The sequence below is a fragment of the Cupriavidus sp. CP313 genome (assembly GCF_054072015.1).
The window spans coordinates 102,695-118,912 of the sequence record NZ_JBSVZB010000009.1; the positions used below are offsets into that span (position 1 = coordinate 102,695).

At 64.9% G+C, this 16,218-nt stretch carries 15 protein-coding genes; 11 read left to right on the top strand and 4 right to left on the bottom strand.

The genetic code is table 11. The annotated features are described in order from the left end of the window. Positions 1-158: 158 nt before the first annotated feature. The 6 genes from ACW4E8_RS14945 to ACW4E8_RS14970 all read left to right on the top strand — a co-directional run bounded on the left by ACW4E8_RS14945 (position 159) and on the right by ACW4E8_RS14970 (position 5,146). Positions 159-1,139, top strand: a complete 981-nt coding sequence (locus tag ACW4E8_RS14945; RefSeq protein ID WP_456805195.1) for a quinone oxidoreductase family protein — start codon at positions 159-161, stop codon at positions 1,137-1,139. A 12-nt stretch (positions 1,140-1,151) separates the two neighbouring features. Beyond that, a complete protein-coding gene (locus tag ACW4E8_RS14950) occupies positions 1,152-1,994 on the top strand; it encodes a TauD/TfdA dioxygenase family protein (protein ID WP_456805196.1) in 843 nt (280 codons plus the stop codon). Positions 1,995-2,047: 53 nt separating this feature from the next. Beyond that, positions 2,048-3,106, top strand: a complete 1,059-nt coding sequence (locus tag ACW4E8_RS14955; RefSeq protein ID WP_456805197.1) for a 3-keto-5-aminohexanoate cleavage protein — start codon at positions 2,048-2,050, stop codon at positions 3,104-3,106. Positions 3,107-3,220: 114 nt separating this feature from the next. Beyond that, positions 3,221-4,231, top strand: a complete 1,011-nt coding sequence (locus ACW4E8_RS14960; protein ID WP_456805198.1) for a Bug family tripartite tricarboxylate transporter substrate binding protein — start codon at positions 3,221-3,223, stop codon at positions 4,229-4,231. 130 nt (positions 4,232-4,361) lie between these two features. After that, entirely contained in the window at positions 4,362-4,745 is a 384-nt protein-coding gene (locus ACW4E8_RS14965; RefSeq protein WP_456805295.1) for a hypothetical protein, read from the top strand. Positions 4,746-4,804: 59 nt separating this feature from the next. Continuing rightward, on the top strand, positions 4,805-5,146 hold the full coding sequence (locus tag ACW4E8_RS14970; RefSeq protein WP_456805199.1) for a zinc ribbon domain-containing protein YjdM: 342 nt from the start codon (positions 4,805-4,807) through the stop codon (positions 5,144-5,146). A 28-nt stretch (positions 5,147-5,174) separates the two neighbouring features. On the opposite strand, the gene ACW4E8_RS14975 is transcribed toward ACW4E8_RS14970, so the two are convergent. After that, positions 5,175-8,462, bottom strand: coding sequence for a bifunctional cytochrome P450/NADPH--P450 reductase (locus tag ACW4E8_RS14975; RefSeq protein ID WP_456805200.1), 3,288 nt, complete (start codon positions 8,460-8,462; stop codon positions 5,175-5,177). A gap of 164 nt (positions 8,463-8,626) precedes the next feature. Here ACW4E8_RS14975 and ACW4E8_RS14980 point away from each other — a divergent pair, with 164 nt between their 5' ends. Continuing rightward, positions 8,627-9,274 (top strand): TetR family transcriptional regulator, encoded by a 648-nt coding sequence (locus ACW4E8_RS14980; protein WP_456805201.1) that lies wholly within the window; start codon positions 8,627-8,629, stop codon positions 9,272-9,274. An 80-nt stretch (positions 9,275-9,354) separates the two neighbouring features. Here ACW4E8_RS14980 and ACW4E8_RS14985 read toward each other — a convergent pair whose 3' ends face one another. Beyond that, on the bottom strand, positions 9,355-9,798 hold the full coding sequence (locus ACW4E8_RS14985) for a cupin domain-containing protein (protein ID WP_456805202.1): 444 nt from the start codon (positions 9,796-9,798) through the stop codon (positions 9,355-9,357). Positions 9,799-10,171: 373 nt separating this feature from the next. Between ACW4E8_RS14985 and ACW4E8_RS14990 the strand changes: the two genes are divergently transcribed. Beyond that, positions 10,172-11,503, top strand: a complete 1,332-nt coding sequence (locus ACW4E8_RS14990; RefSeq protein ID WP_456805203.1) for an MFS transporter — start codon at positions 10,172-10,174, stop codon at positions 11,501-11,503. 58 nt (positions 11,504-11,561) lie between these two features. Here ACW4E8_RS14990 and ACW4E8_RS14995 read toward each other — a convergent pair whose 3' ends face one another. Together ACW4E8_RS14995 and ACW4E8_RS15000 are read right to left on the bottom strand one after the other, a co-directional pair. Then, positions 11,562-11,999 carry an ester cyclase gene (locus ACW4E8_RS14995; protein WP_456805204.1) on the bottom strand — a complete coding sequence of 146 codons (438 nt, stop codon included), beginning with the start codon at positions 11,997-11,999 and terminating at the stop codon, positions 11,562-11,564. Positions 12,000-12,084: 85 nt separating this feature from the next. Further along, entirely contained in the window at positions 12,085-12,864 is a 780-nt protein-coding gene (locus ACW4E8_RS15000) for an SDR family NAD(P)-dependent oxidoreductase (protein WP_456805205.1), read from the bottom strand. A gap of 225 nt (positions 12,865-13,089) precedes the next feature. Here ACW4E8_RS15000 and ACW4E8_RS15005 point away from each other — a divergent pair, with 225 nt between their 5' ends. The 3 genes from ACW4E8_RS15005 to ACW4E8_RS15015 all read left to right on the top strand — a co-directional run bounded on the left by ACW4E8_RS15005 (position 13,090) and on the right by ACW4E8_RS15015 (position 16,058). Continuing rightward, positions 13,090-13,632 (top strand): VOC family protein, encoded by a 543-nt coding sequence (locus tag ACW4E8_RS15005; protein ID WP_092141416.1) that lies wholly within the window; start codon positions 13,090-13,092, stop codon positions 13,630-13,632. A gap of 239 nt (positions 13,633-13,871) precedes the next feature. Continuing rightward, the gene (locus ACW4E8_RS15010; RefSeq protein WP_456805206.1) at positions 13,872-14,903 is read left to right on the top strand and encodes a LacI family DNA-binding transcriptional regulator; all 1,032 of its coding nucleotides are present in this window, start codon (positions 13,872-13,874) and stop codon (positions 14,901-14,903) included. A 177-nt stretch (positions 14,904-15,080) separates the two neighbouring features. After that, entirely contained in the window at positions 15,081-16,058 is a 978-nt protein-coding gene (locus tag ACW4E8_RS15015; protein WP_456805207.1) for a zinc-binding dehydrogenase, read from the top strand. Positions 16,059-16,218 lie beyond the last annotated feature (160 nt).

Sequence of the window (16,218 nt, forward strand, 5' to 3'; positions counted from 1 at the left end):
GCTGCCGCGAGAGTGGGTGGGGGCGTCGGTCGTGTCCGTCATCAAATGTCAAATCCTGGCGCGATCGGTCAAGGGTGCCGCGCCATGGCTGTCTGACAATCGTTACCGTCGCGCCAATGATAGCGGCGCGGGCAGGACACGACAATCAGGAGACAGCCTTGGCAAAAGCCATTCGCATGTACGAAACCGGAGGGCCCGAAGTCCTCCGCTATGAGGACGCCGAGGTAGGCGACCCGGGCCCGGGCGAGGTGCGGATCCGCCACGCGGCCGTCGGGCTGAACTATGCCGACACTTACTTCCGCAACGGCACCTACCCGGTGCCGCTGCCCAGCGGCATGGGCGTGGAGGCAGCCGGCGTGGTGCAGGCGGTCGGGCCGGGCGTGACCCATGTCGCGGAGGGCGATCGCGTCACATACACCGGCTTTATCAACACCTTGGGCGCGTACAGCACCGAGCGCCTGGTGCCCGCCGCACCGCTGATCCGCCTGCCGGAAGCGATCAGCTTCGAGACCGCGGCAGCGATGACCATGCGCGGCCTGACCTCTGCCTACCTGATGCGCCGCATCTACCCGTTCAGCGGTGGCGAAGCCATCCTGCTGCACGCGGCTGCCGGCGGCGTGGGGCTGATCGTCTCGCAATGGGCCAGGCTGCTCGGCCTGACCGTGATCGGCACCGTGTCGACCGAGGCCAAGGCAGAGGTGGCGCGTGCCCATGGCTGCGACCACATCATCAACTACAGCCATGAGGACGTGGCAAAGCGGGTGCGAGAGCTGACCGATGGCGCGGGCGTGTCCGTGGTCTTCGACAGCGTAGGCAAGAGCACCTTCATGGCGTCGCTGGATTCGCTGAAGCGGCGCGGGTTGATGGTCTGCGTCGGCACGGCCTCCGGCGCCATCCCGCCGTTTGATCCGCAGCTGCTGGCGAGGAAGGGCTCGGTCTACCTGACCCGTCCGGCACTGGCCGACTACATTGCGGACCCCGCCGAAAAGGCCGAACTGGCCGCCGAGGTATTCGGCCACGTCGCCGCGGGCCGTATCCGCATCGAGATCAACCAGCGCTACACGCTGCAGGATGCCGTGCAGGCCCACCGGGACCTGGAGTCACGCAAGACCACCGGGTCTTCGATCTTTGTGCTGTAAAGGAGCGTCCCCATGCGAGTCCAATCTCTTACCTGCAGCATCGGCGCCGAAGTCAGCGGCGTCAGCCTGGCCGATGCCGCGCGCGACGAAGCGCTGTTTGCCGAGATCAAGTCCCTGCTGCTCACGCACAAGGTGCTGTTCCTGCGCGACCAGGAAATCTCCCGCGCGGACCACGTGGCATTCGCGCGCCGCTTCGGCGAACTGGAAGACCATCCCGTCGCCGGCAGCGATCCCGATCATCCGGGGCTGGTCCAGATCTATCGCAGCGACAAGCGCGAGAACTACGAGAACAGCTACCACACCGACGGCAGCTGGCGCGAATGCCCGCCCATGGGCTGCGTGCTGCGTTGCATCGAGTCCCCGCCGGTCGGCGGCGACACCATCTGGGTGAATATGGCCGCGGCCTACGAGCACCTGCCCGAGGAAATCAAGCAGCGCATCGCCGGCCTGCGCGCCAAGCACGGCATCGAGCATTCATTCGGCGCGGCAATGAGTCCGGAGAACCGCGCCAAGCTGGCCGCGCAGTATCCCGCGGTCGAGCACCCGGTGGTGCGCACGCATCCGGAAACCGGCGAGAAGGTGCTCTACGTCTGCGGCTTCTCCACGCACTTCGTCAACTTCCACACCCCTGAGAACGTGCGCTACGGACAGGACAAGACGCCAGGCGCCAGCCATCTGCTGAACTACCTGATCAGCCAGGCGGCGATTCCCGAATACCAGGTGCGCTTCCGCTGGCAGCCCAACAGCGTGGCCATCTGGGACAACCGCTGCACCCAGCACTACGCGGTGCAGGACTACTGGCCGGCGCCGCGCAAGATGGAGCGCGCCGCCATCATCGGCGACAAGCCTTTCTGAGGCGCGCCACCCGCCAGGCCTTGCCACGTGCCCCTTACAAATGGAGACATGCCTTGAACTACCTCGATGGGTCCCTGTTCCCTGAAAACCAGCAGCCGTTGATCATCACCGCGGCACCCTACGCACCGGGCTGGCTGCCGTCCGATTTCCCGGAAGACATCCCCGTGACGATGGAAGACCAGATCCAGAAGGCCGTGGACTGCTACAACGCCGGTGCGACTGTGCTGCACCTGCATGTGCGCGAGCTTGACGGCAAAGGCTCGAAGCGTCTGTCCAAGTTCAACGAGCTGATTGCCGGGGTGCGCAAGGCGGTGCCGGAGATGATCATCCAGGTGGGCGGATCGATCAGCTTTGCGCCGGAAAACGAGGGGGATGCCGCCAAGTGGCTGTCCGACGACACGCGCCACATGCTTGCCGAGCTCGACCCCGTTCCGGACCAGGTGACCGTCACGGTGAACACGTCGCAGATGAACGTGACGGAGCATGCGGAACTCGCGGATTTCAAGGGCACCTCGCGCGAGAACCCCGCGATCTTCAACGCGTACAAGGAAATGACGGTTCCTGCCCAGCCGGGCTGGGTCGAAGAGCATATCCGACGTCTTTCCGCTGCCGGCATCCAGAGCGCATTCCAGTGCTACAACATCAATAGCTTCGAATCCGTTGAGCGGCTGATCCGGCGCGGCGTGTACAAGGGGCCGCTGGTCATGAACTGGGTGGCGATCAGCGGCGGCATGGATGCGCCCAGCGTCTTCAACCTCGCCAACATCGTTCGCGCCGTCCCGGATGGCGCGGTGCTGACCGTCGAAAGCTCCGTGCGCAACGTGCTGCCTGTGAACATGATGGGGATTGCCCTGGGCCTGCATGTGCGATGCGGAACCGAGGACTGCCTCTGGAACCAGTCGCGCACGGCCAGGATGAGCACGGTGAAACAGATCGAGCAGCTGGTGCGCATCGCGGGCGAATTTGGCCGCAAGGTGGCAACGGCCCAGGAAGCGCGCGACATCCAGAAGATCGGCGTGTTCTACGACACGGTCGAAGAGACGCTGGCGGCCAACGGCTTCGCGCCGAACCGCAATGGCGGCAATCAGGGCTTCCTGCGCAAGGCCGCCTGACCTGGGTCGGTTGGCACTGGCGATCCGCCAGCAGAAGGGCAAGGGTGGCAAATCACCGGCTCACGATGAAGCCGGCTGCTGCCCTGAACAACCCTCGCACATTCGGAGACAACCATGAATCAAGCAGAACCGTCGGCGCGCCGCAGGGCGTCGCTGTCATGCATGTTCGGCCTTGCGCTGTCGGTGGCGCTGCCGGCTGCGCTTCCATCGACCGCCCAGGCCCAGGCGTGGCCTACCAAGGTGGTCAGGATCGTGGTCGGCGGCCCCGCCGGCGGCACCGCCGATTTCCTCGGGCGCCTGCTGGCCGAGGGGCTGACGCAGTCGCTGGGCAAGCCGGTGATTGTCGAACAGAAGCCGGGCGGTGCTGGCGCGATCGCGGTCAACACACTGCTTTCCGCACCGCATGACGGGCATACGCTGCTGCTGATCCAGGGCGGCATCGTTTCCGAAACGCCGCTGGCGCTGAAGGTCTCGTTCGATCCCTTCAAGGACCTGAAACCCGTTGCCCAGGTGGCTCGCACCGGGCTTGTGCTGGTGGGCAATCCCAAGCTGCCGGCGAAGAACTTCAGCGAACTGCTTGCCTACATCAAGAGCAAGCCCGGGCAGATCGACTATGCCTCTTATGCCGCCGGCATGCGCGGCCAGACCATCGGCGTCCAGTTCAACCGCCTGGCGGGCGTGGATATGAAGCATGTCGGCTACAAGGGATCGCCGCCCGCGCTGCAGGACGTGATGGGCGGCCATGTGCCGCTGATGTTCGACGGCCTGGCCACATCGCTGCCGCTGATCAAGTCCGGCAAGCTCAAGGCCTATGCCGTGGCGTATCCCAAGCGCATCCCCGCGCTGCCGGATGTGCCGACCTTCGCCGAAGTCGGCTTCCCGGCGATGACGGAGCCCAGCTGGATGGGGGTGTGGCTGCCGCCGGACGTGCCGGCGGCGGTGCAGGAAAAGATCCGCAACGCCACGCTGGCCATCGTGCAGCAGCCCGGCTACCGCGAGCGCGTGGAGGCCATGGGCATGGACGCCGGGCAGCCGCTCAGCAGCGAGGCGCTGTCCAGGGATGCGCGCGCCGCCTATGAACGGCAGGCGGAGTTGCTGCGGTCGATACATTTCGTGCCGGAGTAGGGGGCCGGCAAGGAGGGCAGACGCCCTGCGGGGGCCTCAGCGGAGCGTTCAGCAAAGTTGTATGCTTTCTGAATGGCGTGCCGGGCGCCTTCAGCGCCGGTCACGGCGCAAAAAGTATGGCGGTGACGACATGAAGCCTGCTCACGCATTGATTGTGACTTGCGTCATGTTGGCCGCCTGCGTATCGACGGGCGTCGAGGTGAAACAGGAGCAAATGGCGAACTTCCTGCTCGGTTTCTCCACCCTCGACGACGTTACCACCCAGCTGGGGAAGCCTTCGTCGCAGACCACCCTGGTCAACGGGTCAACCATCCTGATCTATTCGTTTGCGGCCTCCAGGCCGCACCCTGAGAGCTTTATCCCGTTCATTGGCCCGCTGTTCGCCGGCGGCGCGATCCGATCGTCGACGGTTTTCTTCGAGTTCGACGAGAACGGCGTCCTCAGGAGCCAGCGCCTGACGACGTCCGGCAGCGTTTCGGGATGGAGCGTGCTGCCGCCCGATGCGATGCCATAGGCGGCGGGGCGGTATACTTCCGCTCCTTTACGGCCCTGGCCAGACAACCAAGAGTCCCCATGAGCGCTTTGCCTCCCTGCCCAAAATGTCATTCCGAGTTCACCTATGAAGATGGGGGCCTCTACATCTGCCCGGAATGCGCGCATGAATGGTCGGTGCAGGCAGCCGCGCCGACCGAACCGGAGGCCAGGGTGTATCGCGATGCGGCAGGCAATGTCCTGCAGGACGGGGACACTGTCACCGTCATCAAGGACCTGAAGCTGAAGGGGTCAGCCGGTGTGGTCAAGATGGGTACCAAGGTGAAGAACATCCGCCTGGTCGACGGTGACCACGATATCGACTGCAAGATCGACGGCTTTGGTGCCATGAGCCTGAAATCGGAGTTCGTCAGGAAGGTGTGACCGGGCGCCGGCGAGTCGGTGCCTGCCTTCAGTTGAACACGTCTTGCCGATACCCTCCCACGCTTACCAGGTCCGCCAGCCAGTCCGAAGCCGCCTCTGGCGTCATCCCCCCTTGCTCTGCGCCGATCTGAATCAGCACCTGCCTGACCGCGGGCGCCATGTGGCGGCCGTCGCCGCACACGTAGAGCATCGCACCCTGGTTCAGCCGGGCCCAGACATCGGCACGGCGCTGCCACAGCAGGTCCTGCACGTAGCGCGGCTCTCCATCCACGACTGAACAGGCCAGGTGGACCTGCACCACGCCCTGTGCCTGCCAGCGCTCCACGTCGTCGCGGTACAGCCAGTCGTGCGCGTGGTGGCGGCAACCGTAGTACAGCTGCACGGGGGCCACCGGCTGGCCGGCCGCCTGTTGCGCGGCCCGCTCCTCAAGAAAGCCGCGGAACGGCGCAATGCCCGTGCCGGGGCCGATCAGGACCATGGGCGTGGCCGGGTCTGCCGCGGGTGCGAAGGTGGGGTTGGGCGTGCGGATGGCGCCCGCCACCATGGCGCCGGGCGCCAGGCCCTGCAGCCAGGTAGAGGCCACGCCGCGGAAGAGCCCGCGGCCAGACAGCGCCGGGGACCAGACCGTGCCGACGGTGATGGTCGCCACGTCGGGCGAGACGAGCGGCGATGAGGCAATCGAATAGAACCTCGGCCGCATCGGCACGGTGCAAGCCAGCAGGCCGGCCAGATCCACCTCGATGGCGGGAAAACGGTCCAGCACGTCGGCCAGCCCGAGCCGGCGCGGCGCCACCTGGGCGGCGTACCCGGTCTCGGCGTCGTCCGAGGCCAGCTGCTGCAGCGCCTGGCGCGTGACCGGGCAGCGCGAGGACTGCGACAGCAGGCGCAGGGTATGCCGCGACACCACGTCCTGCAGCTCCACAAAATGGGTCAGCAGCTGGCGCACGGACAGGGCCTCGCCCAGCGGCAGGCCGCGCGCGGCCCCGCCGGAAGCGGACAACGTGACGATGGCTTCCGGGTCGATGTCGATTCGCTCACACAGGGCCGCGACCATCCCGGGCTGGTTCTGCGGATAGACGGCGAGGTGGTCGCCCGTGGCGTAGCGCACGCCTTCGGGCAGCCTGAGGCGGATATCGCGCGTGGAAGTCCGCGGCGCCTCGCGCGAGAAATCCCACAGGCCGGATGGATCGTTCACCAGCTCGGTGTTGGCCAGGACCGTGAAGCCCTGGGTGTTTGCCGGCAGCGTGGACGCGCGGATTTCGGCGACGTCTCTCATCTGCACCCGGACCGGCGGCGTTCCCTGGGCTGGCCCGCCCACGCCGTCGCCGGCCTGCAGGGCTTGCCACAGCAAGGCCAGCCAGCGTTCAGCGGCCTGGTCGAAGTCGCCGTTGCCGTCGGCTTCGCCACGCGGCAGCAGCGGACTGGCGCCGGCATTGGTGAAGAATTCATAGACCCGGCGCGGGAAGGCCTGGTACGTCGGCCATTGCGAGTTGCCGCAGCCCAACACGGCCACGCTCAGCGCTTCTGCGCGGTAGCCGCTGGCGCCGCCACTGTCGAGCAGCGCTTCGAGGCGCCTTGCCGAGTCCGGCGCGCGGCCGTTATAGGTGGCGGCGATGATGACGGCCAGGCCGGTGGTCGGGAGCGCGTCGGCCACATCGTCCAGGTCGCGCAGCGTCGCATCAAAGCCCGCCGCCAGCGCGCCGGCATGCACCTGCTCCGCCAGTTCGCGCGCGGTACCAAGGCTGGATCCGCACAGCACGGCAAGCGGCCTGCCGCCGCCCAGCACATCGGGGCCCGCCTGCGGCGCTTGCGCGGTCCCGGCGACCGGCGCCGCGGCGATGCGCTCATGCGGCCGGCGCCGGCGCGCGCGCACCGTGAATCCGTCCGGCTTGATCGTCAGCGTTTCCTTGATGCGGAACTGGTAATCGTGCGCGTCGGTGAACTGGAAATTGCGCAGCATCAGCGCCAGTGCCAGCTTGGCCTCGGTCAGCGCAAACTGGCGGCCGATACATGCACGCTCCCCATTGCCGAAAGGCATGTAGGCGTGGCGAGGCAGCTTTGCCTCCTGCTCAGGCAGGAAACGATCGATGTCAAAGCGTTCCGGGTCGGCCCAAACCTTCGGGTCCCGGTGCAGCGCGGTCAGCACGACCGACAGGCGCCTGTCCTTGCGGATCAGGTAGCGGCCGCCCAGCAGCGTATCTTCAAACGGCGCCACGGCGAAGGCAGGCGCGGTGGGCCACAGGCGCAACGTTTCCTTCAGCACACGGTCCAGTACCGGCAGCTGCGCCAGGTCGGCGTAGACCGGCGCCGCGTCGCCGGGCAACACGGCGTCCACCTCCGCGTAAGCCTGTGCCATCACGCCCGGGTTGCGCAGTAGTTCATACAGCGCGAAGGTGAGCAGCCCGCTGGTGGTCTCGTGGCCCGCAATCAGGAACGTGATCACCTGGTTGCGGATGTTCTCGTCGTCCAGCCGCTGGTCGGTGTCCGGATCCCGCGCTTCCAGCATCAGGCCGAGCAGGTCGTTGGCCGTGCCGCCCCTGCGTTCCGCCGCGTTGCCCGCGCGCCGCCGCCGGATCACGTCGTCCACCAGGTCGCGCATAAAGCGGGTGTCCTGGTCGAACTTCTGGTGTGCCGCATGCATGAAGCGGTCTTGCAGGGCAAAGCGCGTCAGCTTGGACATCGCCTCTTCCAGCGCGCCGACCATGGCCTCGATGAAGGGGTGCAGTTCTGCGCTGGCGAACGATTCAAAGTCGTAGCCGAAGCCGGACAGCGCGATGGTATCGAGCGTCAGCCGCGTCATGTCGTCCGCGACGGCGATATCGGCATCCGGGCCTTGCCGGTCCCATTTGTCCACCAGCCGGTTGGCCACGCGCAGCATGACGTCGAAGTAGCCCTTCATCGCGCGCTGGCTGAACGCCGGCATCAGGATGCGGTGCGCCTTGCCCCAGTTGGCCTCGTCGGAGCGTGCGGTGAACAGGCCGTCTCCGGCCATGCCGCGCAGGTAGGACAGCGGCGGGCCGATGTACTTGCGGAAACGCGCGGCATCGCACAACTCGGTGGCCAGTGCCACCGACGTCACAAACGGCACGCGCCGGCCGGCGAAATTCAGCTCGAAGATGCCGTCATGGTGGCGGCTGCGCGCCAGCAGGTGCTGGCCCAGCGCACCGGGCGTGATCTGCAGCAGGTTGCCCACCAGCGGCCAACCCGGGTCGCGCGGGATGGGCTCAGGGGTGGGGGCATGCATGGAGCGGGCAGGGGATGGATGCGGCGCGTCGGAGGCCTGGTCGGGGCTGGATAGCTCAATGGGCGGCGGCATGGCTGGGCGGTGTCTCCTGAACGGACGCTGACACGCGATTTGCCACGTGCGGCCGTTTCATTTAATGTAGACATCTGTCTACCAGCGCAAGCGTAGACAACCGTAGACATGCTGTCAACGAAGCATGTCGGGCAAAAACCGAGTCCTACTACTAAACCGCATTCATGGAAGCCATTGCCGACGGCAAACGCCGCCTGATCGACGCCGCGTTGCGGCTGGCCGCAGCCAAGCGCAGCTTTGCGGCACTCAAGCTGCGCGAGATCGCGCGCGAGGCCGGCCTGAATCCCAACACGTTCTACCGGCATTTCAGCGACATGGAAGACCTGGCCATCACCGCCATGGCCGAGGTCAGCGCTGAACTGCGGCCGATGCTGCGTGCGGTCCGATGGGCCGCTGCCCGCGACAACCCGGGTGAAGTGGCCACGCGTGCCTGCGAAGCCCTGTTCTTGTACGCGCAGCATCACCCGGATGCATTCATCGTTGGTGTGTGCGGGATCACGGGCCCGCAGCCCGCGCTTCGCGTTGCCATTCGCACGGTGCTGGATGACATTGCTGCCGAGATGGCGGAAGACATCGAGCGGCTGGGGCTGTGTCCCAAGCTCTCAGGCCCGGCCATTGACGACGTCTGCGCGTACGTCGTTTCATACCTTTTCCATCAATGCGTTGACTACATCGAAGCCGATGCTGCCGGACGGCGCAGGCTGATGGCGCGCTCGGTGCAGTTGAGTTGCTGGCTGCTGCAGGGCGCGGCAGGGCCGAATGCCCAGCCGGGAACGAAATCAGGCAGGGAGCGCAAGGCCGTGGCTGCGTAGCAGGTTGCGACGAAACACGCGGAAGGAAGAACCTCGGCCGAAGCAGCGGTCGAAGGGAAGGGGTGTGTCCGGGCCAGCGCTCACCCTGAAATTTTGATGCCACACTCTTGCGCCACCGCCAATAGCTTCTCCATGTCTGGCGCGCCTGGCGGAATTTCCTCATCGAGCCGCGTGAACAAGCGCGATGCGCTTCCGCCGTGGCTGGTGACTGAAATCATTTCGCCGCCGCCGAAGCCAAAACGGAAGTAATGCACCGTGCCCGCTGGCACATGAACAAAGGTGCCAGCGACAGCAGTGATCGCTTGATCGCCATAGCCGATCTCGATCGTCCCCCTGGTAACGTAGAACGATTCGTCCCAGTCATGGCTATGGGGCGGTGGGCCACTGCCTTCTTCGCCCTGCTGCAGAAATACCTCATAACCTTGCGTGGCGGCATTGGATGCCAGCACCGTGATCCTTTCTCCCACCACGTTGAGCGCGCGTGCATACGCATCCGGAGTCACTGCAAATGGTTCTGGTTTCATGCTTCTCTGCTCCGTCAGTGAGAACGTCGCCGTGGCGATGCTACCCAGGTCTGAGGCATGCGGCAGCTCCAAAGCGAGCCGGCCACGGTGCCAGGCGGGCGGGGCATGGGCTGCCCCCTCGTTTGATGTCTGGCAATCTTAGGCGGCCCACGATGGGAAGTCATCGCCAGGAATCGAGGATTGCCGCGACCAATGTGCGTCAGCATACATTGCTCCCTGCATGGCAGAGCTGGTGGCTGCGACTTCTGCGCCAGACAGAGGTGACGGACGGCGATGCGGGTTAGTCCGCATGCGCGACTGCCAAAAGGCGACAGTCCGTACCCGACCCCTCTCAGATAATCGGCGCAACGCCTATAACTCTGGGAGACATGGCATGGACCTGGTGCGTACTGACATTGACGGGGACAATGAACGCAGGCTGTTCCGGAAGGTGAGCTGGCGAATACTGCCGATGCTGTGTGTCTGTTATGTCTTCAGCTTTCTGGATCGCACCAACGTGGGCTACGCCCAGCTCCAGATGCGCGACGAGCTTGGGTTCAGCGATGCGGTATTCGGGCTGGGGGTCAGCGTCTTCTTCATCGGCTATGCGCTGTTCGAGGTGCCCAGCAACATGCTGCTGTCGCGCATCGGGGTCCGGAAGACTTTCCTGCGCATCCTGATCCTGTGGGGACTCGCCTCTGCGGCCATGATCTTCGTGGAGACGCCCACGCAGTTTTACTTCATGCGCTTTCTCGTCGGGGTGTTCGAGGCCGGCTTTGTCCCTGGCGTCCTGTACTACCTGACCCTGTGGTTTCCGAAGCGGCGCATCGCCCAGGCGACCGCGATCTTCTATATGTCCTATACCCTTGCTCCGATCCTGGCCGGCCCGGCGGCCGGGGCTATCATGACCTGGCTCGACGGGGCCTTGCAGCTCCACGGCTGGCAATGGCTCTACCTGCTGGAAGGCCTGCCGTGCGTGCCGTTGGGCATCATGGCGTACCTGCTGCTGTCTGAAAGCCCGAAGGAGGCACGCTGGCTGACCGAACGCGAGCGAACCGAACTCGAACAGATGCTGAGCCAGGATCGCGCGGGCCATGGCCACGCCCGCATGCGCGACGCGATCTTCGATCCGCGCGTCTGGATGTTGGGGCTGATCGTGTTCCTGGTCGTGTTCGGCGTCTTCGCGCTATCGTTCTGGAAGCCGACCCTGCTCAAGGGCATGGGACTGACCGTCATGCAGGTGGGCCTCGCCGCAACGATCCCTGCGCTGTTCGGGGTAACCGCAGCCATCCTGGTCGGCCGTCATTCAGACAAGACTGGCGAGCGCCGCTGGCACTTTGCCATTGCCGCCATGGTGGGGGCCGTCGGCATGCTCAGCGCGTCGGTGTTTCCGCATGATCCCGTCATGACCATCGTGTGCCTGACGCTGGCGTCAATCGGCATGTCCAGTGCCTATGCGGTTTTCTGGGCGATGCCCGCGACTATCCTGTCCGGCCCCAGCGCTGCTGCGGGCATTGCAGTCATCACGACGATCGGTTCGAGCTCCGGCGCGGTCGCTCCGCTGCTAGTCGGGGCATTGAAGACGCTCACCGGCGGTTTTACCGCAAGCCTTTACGTCCTGAGCGGCGCGCTGGCTTGCGCGGCTGTCATCTTCGCGTACTACTTCAGGGACGGTGCCGGCGCACGCCGTGTTGAGAGTCCGGCAAGCCACACGTCGGTTGCCTGACAAAAAAAGAAGCGAGGGCCATCAGGCCCTCGCCGCTTTCTGGATCCGCTGCGACGCGTCAGACCAGTCCGAGGGCGCGCAGCTTGGCGTCCGTGGCGGAGTAGGGACGCTCGCAAATGATCTTGTCCGAATTCGGCGCGAACTCGAAAGTCGCGGCCATGCGTACGCGGAACTTGCGGCCGGTGGGCGGGAAGATCTTGCCATTGGCCTTCAGATCGCCCAGATGCGTGCCGGAAAGCCAGAACTCGACCAGCACGGTGTCGTCCGCGGCGGCGATGGCAATGATCTCGTTGGCCAGGTCGGGGAACGAAGCGCGTGACGAGTCGAAGTAGCCGCGCACCTCTTCCTCGCCATCGAACACCGTGCCGGTGGCATGCATTTCATAGCGGGGATGCGCGAAGGTGTCGATCACGGCATCCCATTCGTGCGTGCACTCGAGGGCCATGTGATCACGCACGGTCTGGATGCGTGCGGCGTTCAGGGATTCGGACATCATGTTCTCCATCAGGTTTTGCGGGAAGGGTCGGCGACCGGCATCGGCCCGCGCCGCGCCAGTCGCTATATGGAATTGGAATGCGGTGTCAGCGCAACAGCCGCCAGCCGCCGTCTACGGTGAACTCGCCGCCCGTGATGTAGCCGGCCTGGTCCGACGCCAGGAAGGCAATCAGGTTGGCGACATCCTCGGGCTTGCCTTCCTCGGCGAGCGGAATGCGCCGGCCAGCCGTTCGGGGATCGACGCCGCCCGCTGCCTGGCGTTGCTTGTACTGGTCGAAAATCGTTTCGAGCATCGGCGTGGCGATCTTGCCGGGATGGACGGAATTGCAGCGGATCTGGTGGCCATTCTCGGAACCGGCCAGCGCCACGGTCTTGGTCAGTTGCGTCACGGCGCCCTTGCTGGCGCCATAGGCGACGCTCTGGAGGGTCGGGTAATACGCGCCGACGGAGGCGAGATTGATGATGGCGCCCTTGCCGGTCCGGCGCATGGCCTCGATGCCTTCGCGGCAGCCCAGGAAGGTCCCGTCCAGGTTGACCGCCATCACCCGCCGGAAGTCGGTGAGGGTGGTGTTGGCGAGGGTGCCATTGATCACGTCGCCGACGATGCCGGCCGCATTGACGAGCACGTCGAGCCGCCCGTGGCGCTCAAGGATGGCCGCGATCGTGGCTTTCCAGCCCGGCTCGCTGGTGACGTCCAGCGCCATGAACTCGGCGCCGATCCGGTCCGCCATCGCGGCACCATTGCCGCTCGCAAGATCGGCAATGACGACTTGCGCACCGCGCTCTGCCAGCAGGCGCGCGGTAGCGGCCCCGATGCCGCTCGCGCCACCGGTCACCAGCGCCACCTGGTCCTTGAACTGAGTCATTTCGATAGTCTCCTGTGAGTTGTCCTGCAAGCGCAGCTTCCTGCATATCACCTGTTTCTGCGCAAATGAAGAAACGTTTCCACCGCTGTTCATGATTGTTGTTTCCGCCAAAAATATGGACAATCATGGTAAACACTACCCAAATGAATGAGGTCGTTGAGGCTATATTGTGAAAACGTTTCTGCAAGAGCAGGACCGCAACCTTCAGACGACAAGGAGACAGCGATGAGTTATTTGTTCGGCGGCGTCCGGCAGCTTGGCTACGTGGTGAGCGACATTGAGAAGGCCATGGCTCACTGGACGGAAAAGCTGGGCGTCGGACCGTGGTTCTACAAGGAAGACGTGGGCACCACGGAATACCGCTACTATGGCAAGCCCGCCACGCCACCGAAGCTGTCGATCGCGCTGGCCAACTCCGGCGACCTGCAGATTGAGCTGATCCAGCAGCGGGACGACGCCCCGTCGCTCTACCTGGACTCGCTCAAGCGCAGTGGCGAAGGTGCGCAACATATCGCCTACTGGACGGAAGACCGCTTCGACGAAATCGTGGCCCACCTCCTCGAGGCAGGGTATGTAGAGGGGCATGGTGGGCGGATGGGGCCGCGTGGACGCTTTGCCTATTTTGTGAATCCGGAACTGCCCAGCGGCATGTTCGAGATCTCCGAACTGACCGGCGGCAAAGGCGAGTACTTTGCCGAGGTCAGGCGGGCAGGGCTGGCCTGGGACGGCAAGGGACAAGCCATCCACCAGATCGGCGCGCCGCGATAGCGCACCGCCGGGCCGGCAGGCCCGTCCCTTCCCGGCCGGGTGTTTTTCCGGCCGCAGTCCCTGGGGAGCCCGCGTCGTCTGGTGAGCTAGAATGCCTGACGTCAAGGAAATGGCGCGTCACGCGTCGCTGGCTCGCCGCGCAACCGCGGCGGCCAGCGAAAAAAAGAGCCGGGGAGGGAGTCGATGTTGCAGTCTTGTGTTATGCCCGTTGCGGCACAACGTTTCGTGAAACGTAGCCAATGAAGCCACGCATCACGATCCGGGAGGTTGCCAAGGAGGCCGGCGTTTCGATTGGCACGGCGTCCCGTGCGCTCAATCGTGCCGGGCGCGTCAGCGAAGCAGCGATTGCCGCGGTGTCCAAGGCGGCCAGGCGGCTGGGGTACGAGCCCGATGCGATCGCACAGAGCATGCGTACGCGCTCGTCCGGCGCCATCGGCCTGATCGTGTCGGATCTCGCCAACCCGCTCTACGCCAGGATCATCACTTCCGTCGAGGCCGCGCTTCAGGCAGCCGGATACGCGTTGCTGATCGCCAGTACGCATAACGACGGCAAGCGCGAAAAGAACCTGATCGACCTGTTCCGCCGCCGACGCGTGGACGGCCTGATCCTGGGTCCCTGCGAGACGGAAAACCCCAAGCTGTTGGAGCAACTCTCCCAGGAGATGCCGGTCATCGCGCTGGACCGGGATTTCGGCCCGACTGGCACCGGGGTCTATGTCGACCACTACACCGGCGCGCTGCAGGCGACCCGCTACCTGCTGAACCTGGGCCACACACGCATCGCGTTGCTGACGCCGGGCAGCGTCCTGCGCCCGGGTCGGGAACGTATCGCCGGCTTCAAGGAGGCGTACAAGGAGCAGGATCTCAAGCCGGTGCCGAAGCTGATCCGCTGCGAGAAATCCGCCATGGATTTCGCGTTCACCGAAGCGCTTTCGCTGCTGTCCGGCCCTGAAGCGCCCACGGCCTTCATGTGCCTCGGCACGCGCATCCTGGCCGGGGTGTTGCAGGCGCTGCGGCATACCGGCAGGACCGTCCCCGGGGATGTGAGCGTGATCAGCATCGGCGACACCGACCTGTCGCAGCTATTCAGTCCGTCCATCACATCGTTGACGTGGGACCTGGAAATCGTCGGCACCGTCCTCGCGCAGCTCATGCTCAAGCAACTGGAACGCGACGCAGACATCGAGCCCGAGACGATCGGGATTACTACGCAACTCGTGCTCCGCGAGTCATGTGGTCCCGCCACCGCGCGCAAGAAAGCCACCGCCTAGCCGCCGCGCAATCCGCTTCCGGCTCGGCAATGCCGCCTTCATCCGAGGCGGCATTTTTTTGTCCGGCGGATCCTTGCGTAAAATGCGAAAACGTTTCTACAATGAATACACCTTACGTCGTCGCGGCGGTGACACCGTGCCTACGTACCCAGACCTATTCGACAGGAGACATGCGCAATGAAAGCTGCGATTCGCGGTGAGACGGGACTTGTTTTTGCAGAGCTGGAGGTCCCTCGACCCAAGCCTACTGAAATCCTCGTGAAAGTGCGGGCCAGTTCCCTGAATCGCGCCGATTTGTCGCTGGTCGACGGAAAGGCGCACGGGGCGGCTGGCGGTACCGGCACGCCGCTGGGCCTGGAATGGTCGGGCGATGTGGTGGAGGTTGGCGCGGACGTCACCGCATACAAAGTCGGCGACAAGGTGATGTGCTCTGGCCTCGGCGGCTTCGCCGAGTATGCGGTCGCGGATTGGCGGCGCGCCTTCCCGTTTCCTGACCCGGAGATGGACTACGAGACCGGTGCCTGCCTGTCCGTCGCACTGCGCACCACCCATACGGCGATGCGCCATCTGGCCGGGCTCGAAGCCGGGCAGACCGTGATGGTGCTCGGCGCTTCCTCCGGCGTGGGCTTGATGGCATTGCAGGTGGCAAAGCACTTCGGCGCCAGCCTGGTCATCGGCACGTCGACCAAGCCCGACCGCCGCGCGCGCCTGTCGGAGTTCGGCGCTGACATCGCGCTCGACAGCAACGATCCGAACTGGGTGAAGGCTGTGCTGGAACACACCGATGGCCACGGCGTGGATCTGCTGGTCGATTTCCTGGCCGGTCCGTTTATCAACGACAGCATGCGCGCCGTGAAGATCGGTGGGCGCATCGTCAATATCGGACGGATGGCAGGGGAGAGCGGAGAATTCGACTTCGATCTCCATTCGTTGCGCCGGATCCAGTACCTCGGCATGACCTTCCGGACGCGCACCGTCGAGGATTTCGGCGTGATTGCCGAGCGTGTGCAACGAGACTTCTGGCCGGCTCTCCGGCAAGGACAGCTGCGCCTGCCGATCGATGCAAGGTTGCCGCTGGATCGTGTCGCCGAGGCCTGCGAGATGATGCGCAGGAACACGCATTTCGGAAAGATCGTCCTGACGCAGGACGCATAAGGCGCGTGCGACGCCTGGCCTGGCGGCATTCGCCAGGCCGTCAGCGCATGCCCTCCCCAGGGCGCCCGGGCGCCCCACAAGCCTCACAGAAGATTCACGGGTTTACCACCATTTGATTCGCGCTTTCATCGTCGCACAATTTGTGGAAACGTTTCTTCAT